Annotated in this window: 7 protein-coding genes and 1 rRNA gene; all 8 read left to right on the plus strand. The window is 31.6% G+C overall.

The genetic code is table 11. From position 1 onward, the window contains the following. Positions 1-6 precede the first annotated feature (6 nt). The 8 genes from rrf to nth all read left to right on the plus strand — a co-directional run bounded on the left by rrf (position 7) and on the right by nth (position 4,173). Positions 7-115, plus strand: a 5S ribosomal RNA gene (gene rrf / locus EAI80_RS12065). Positions 116-203: 88 nt separating this feature from the next. Continuing rightward, on the plus strand, positions 204-710 hold the full coding sequence (locus EAI80_RS12070; RefSeq protein WP_129982234.1) for a flavodoxin family protein: 507 nt from the start codon (positions 204-206) through the stop codon (positions 708-710). Next, the gene (locus EAI80_RS12075; RefSeq protein WP_129982235.1) at positions 703-1,248 is read left to right on the plus strand and encodes a hypothetical protein; all 546 of its coding nucleotides are present in this window, start codon (positions 703-705) and stop codon (positions 1,246-1,248) included. Before EAI80_RS12070 ends, EAI80_RS12075 begins: the two co-directional genes overlap by 8 nt. Positions 1,249-1,359: 111 nt before the next feature. Beyond that, the gene (locus tag EAI80_RS12080; protein WP_022424200.1) at positions 1,360-1,632 is read left to right on the plus strand and encodes an HU family DNA-binding protein; all 273 of its coding nucleotides are present in this window, start codon (positions 1,360-1,362) and stop codon (positions 1,630-1,632) included. Between the two features lie 65 nt (positions 1,633-1,697). Beyond that, a complete protein-coding gene (locus EAI80_RS12085) occupies positions 1,698-2,411 on the plus strand; it encodes a zinc metallopeptidase (protein ID WP_238634605.1) in 714 nt (237 codons plus the stop codon). A gap of 58 nt (positions 2,412-2,469) precedes the next feature. After that, positions 2,470-2,961, plus strand: coding sequence for a hypothetical protein (locus EAI80_RS12090; RefSeq protein WP_129982237.1), 492 nt, complete (start codon positions 2,470-2,472; stop codon positions 2,959-2,961). Positions 2,962-2,969: 8 nt separating this feature from the next. Then, positions 2,970-3,545: a DnaD domain protein gene (locus EAI80_RS12095; RefSeq protein WP_238634606.1), complete on the plus strand. Its 576-nt coding sequence runs from the start codon at positions 2,970-2,972 to the stop codon at positions 3,543-3,545. Continuing rightward, a complete protein-coding gene (gene nth / locus EAI80_RS12100; RefSeq protein WP_129982239.1) occupies positions 3,538-4,173 on the plus strand; it encodes an endonuclease III in 636 nt (211 codons plus the stop codon). Before EAI80_RS12095 ends, nth begins: the two co-directional genes overlap by 8 nt. Positions 4,174-4,303 lie beyond the last annotated feature (130 nt).

The raw sequence follows: 4,303 nt of genomic DNA on the forward strand, positions 1-4,303 counted from the left end.
CGAGGATCTGGCGGCGATAGCATGATGGACACACCCGTTCCCATCCCGAACACGGAAGTTAAGCATCATAACGGCGACGATAGTGTGAAGACGCGACAATAGCAAGCTGCCAGGTCCTTTTTTTATGCCTTCCGACTGGAGGGCTTTTTTTATTGAATTCGTTCAATTCTTCTTGTATCCTTATATGAGGGAGGGTTTTATACATGAAAAATATAGTCATTACAGATAAAGATATTCCTTTAGAATTATTTAATGAAAGTGTTATCGTCAATCTGAACAATATTAAATATAGTGCTTGTACAGGAGACTATACATGCCTAAAAAAACAAATGCCTTGTCGTTATCACGATGATATTTCAGTCATTAATCAATGGATTGGTCAGGCTTCTTTAATTATTCTAGTGACTCATATTTATTGTGGATGCTTTGATACACCCCTAAAATCCTTTATAGAGCGTAATATTGACTCATATGAGCCTTATTATACAACAGTAGATGGAACAACCTGTCATGCATCTTTAGCTCAGCAATCTAAGAAAATCCTTCTTATAGGCTATGGTGATATATCAGAACAGGAACAGAAGATGCTGATGAATTATTTACATGACTCACTTCTAGGTTATTCTATTTCTTCTATTAATACTTACTTCTGTACAGAAGAAGAATTAGATAATTCTCTTAAGACATTTGGAGGTGTTGATCGTGGATAATACTTTAATCATCTTATCTGGTTTAATATATACAAATAAAGTAATGTACAAACAGGCATATAAGCTTGCTCACTATCTTAAAAACAATGTTACTATTAAAACATTACAGGTCATAGAAGATAAAGATTTAGAAGATAATGGTACTCTTATTTTCATGTTTCCTATCTCTTCGCAAACTATCCCTTCATGTATGCTTGATTATATGAAAAATAATGAGTCTTTAATGAATCATAAAACAATTTATTGTGTCATGTATTGTGATGAATATGAAACAGATTATTGTGACTATGCCCAAGAGATTATGGAGTTATATAGTAAGAAAACAAATGCAGTTTATAAAGGTACATTAAAAATTGGTGCTTACTTCTTATTAGACCATATTCCTTATACATGGCGTATATCTAATGAATTAAAAAATTTTGCATTAGATATAAGAAAAGCGAAAGAAAGTGCCTTAGATATCACATTTTTTTCTAAAAAACAGTTCTTAAAAAAAGGAAATAAGTTCTGGGAAAAAGCCTATAAATCAAAAAAATAGTAATTCATTTTATGTCCTTTATTACGTGCTTTTTTTGTATTTTATCTCTTGAAATAGAAGATAGATTTTGTTATACTACTCAAGGATAATTTATTAGGAGGCATTACAGAAGTGAATAAAAAAGAATTAATCAATATCGTTTCTGAAAAAAGAGATTTAACAAAAAAAGACGCTGAAATTCTTGTGAATACAGTTTTTGATACGATGGTAGAAAGTATGATTGATGGTGACAAAGTTCTTATTTCTGGCTTCGGTACATTTAAAATCAATCACTGCCATGAACGTAAGGGTGTTTCACCTAAGACTAAGGAACCTATTATCATTCCTGCAAGTCGTACAGTTTCTTTCAAACCAAGTAATAGATTAAAAGATGCAATGAACTAATGCATCTTTTTTGTTTATATACAGTTAATAATTTTTATATATAATGATATCAGGAGTTGATGAAAATGAGTTATTATTTAATGACAAATCCAGGTTATATGCTTGGTACAATTTTAGTAGGTATTGCGATGTTTTTTTCTTTATACTGTCAGGCCAAGATCAAATCTACATATGCGAAATACCGTCGTAAACAAAATAGTCGTGGTATCACAGGGGCACAAGTGGCTAGAGAAATATTAGATTCTCATGGAATGACTCATGTACCAGTTTATGAAGTACATGGAGAATTATCAGATCACTTTGATCCTTCTAATAATAGTGTATCTCTTTCGAGTGACATATATCATGGTACAACAATTGCATCATGTGCCGTTGCAGCACATGAATGTGGTCATGCCATTCAATATCATGAAAACTACATGCCAATACGTGTAAGAAATGCGATTATTCCTTTATGTAATGTAGGAAATTATTTAGGTTGGATTGCGATTATGATTGGACTTGCATTAGGATCTACTAAACTTGCTTTTTTAGGTTTCTTCCTTATGTGTGGCATTTTAGCTTTCCAGATTATTACATTACCAGTAGAAATTAATGCATCAAAAAGAGGACTTGCGATATTACAATCTCAATACTTGAATGAAAATGAATATGCAGGTGCATGGCAGATGCTTTATGCTGCTGCATTGACTTATGTTGCTGGAGTATGTGCAACTCTTGCAAGTATGTTAAGAATTCTCTTTATGATATTAAGCAGTTCTAATAGAGATTCAAATTAACGAATCTCTTTTTTTTTAATCTTAAATGCGCTATAATAGTGGCACTATGGAGGTCGTTATGAATTATAATAAGAAAGATAAAAACTGGATTTATCATTTAATCATTGCAGTATTAGTGGTTATTTTGATTGTAGTCTCTTTCTGCATGTTAAGCATACATGTTCCTTATTTTAATCATGAAAATGATATCGCATTAGAAAGAAATAAGATTATTAATAAATATAAACTTAACTATGATTATTACTTCAATGAATACAACAGCTCTAAGACCTACTATATCATTCGTATTAAAGACAAGAAAAAAAAGAAGGTCTATCAGGTTTATAATACTAAATATAAATTAGTAGATAGTTATAGTGGTTCTATCGCTAAACAGGAAGATGTCATCAATACGATCAATAATGAATATAAAGTAAATGTAAGTAGTTTATCTATAGGTTATGAAAATGGTGATCTTGTTTATTTTGGAAAATATCAGAATGATGAGCACCTCTATTATTTCTATTACTCTTTAGATGAAGGAAAGTTTGTGAAGTATTATCGTCTATGAGTACAGAAATGTTGAAAGATTATCAGTGTATAGACTTTAAGAAACTTTTATTACTTAAAGGAAAGTCTATAGGACTAAAAGATGAAGAAACACATATATTATTATTGATGATGACTTTAAGTGATTTAGGTGTAAGACCTATATATCCTCAAAAGATTGCGGAATTTTCTTCTCTATCTATTAAAGAAATTGATGATATTATGATTAGACTTGTTGATAAACATTATCTTGATCGTATTAACTTAAAAATTGATTTCAAACCTTTAGAAAAGCTATTACTAGGTATGAAGGTAGAAAAGAAAGAAGAAGTCAATCTTGTAGAAATATTTGAAGATGCTTTTGGACGTACAATGAGTACGATGGATATTGAATATATCAATCAGTTTAAAAGAACTGGATATGATGATGAAATGATTGTATCTGCTTTAAGAGAAGCAGTGAAATCTAATGCACTTTCTTTTAGATATATTGAAAGAGTACTAGAAAACTGGGCTCATTCTAAGAATTATATTAAGAAATATCAAGAAGAAGAGCCGGAAATAAGTGAAGAAGTAAGAAATTATAACTGGTGGGAAAATGATTAAAACAAAACAAGATCGAATACTCAATACATTTGATGAAATGTTTCCAGATGCACGCTGTGTATTGAATCATTCTAACAATCTAGAATTACTTGTTGCAGTAATGTTATCAGCACAAACAACAGATGAAGCAGTGAACAAGCTGACTACTCATCTATTTAAAAAATATCAGACAGTAGAAGACTATGCGAATGCATCATTGCCCGAATTGGAGTCAGATCTCCATTCTATCGGCCTTTATAGAAATAAGGCTAAGAATATCAAGGCTATGGCTGAAACTCTTCAGACACGCTTCAATGGCGTTGTACCAGCTTCTCACAAAGAATTAATTACACTCCCAGGAGTAGGAAGAAAAACAGCCAATGTTGTCATGGCAGAAGGATTTGGTTATCCCGCTATTGCGGTAGATACTCATGTAGAACGTATCTCTAAAAGACTTGGATTTGCGAAAGCGGATGATACAGTATTGACTGTAGAAAAGAAGCTTATGAAGACTATTCCTAAAAATAGATGGATTAAAACACATCACCAAATGATTTTCTTTGGAAGATATCATTGCAAGGCGATGTCTCCCCATTGTAAGGCATGTCCACTAGTAGACATATGTAAAGAAAAGAACAAGAAGCTCTAAGAATCTAAAATGGACCCTGTAAAATGGACACGATAAAAAAGAGACCTTATTTTGTGACCCTGTTTTACAGGGTTTTTATTTTGCGTAGTATAATGATTATAGAATGGTGGTGTTATTATGGGAGCAAATT

It is taken from the genome of Catenibacterium sp. co_0103, assembly GCF_004168205.1.
Classification (GTDB): Bacteria; Bacillota_I; Bacilli_A; order Erysipelotrichales; family Coprobacillaceae; genus Catenibacterium; species Catenibacterium mitsuoka_A.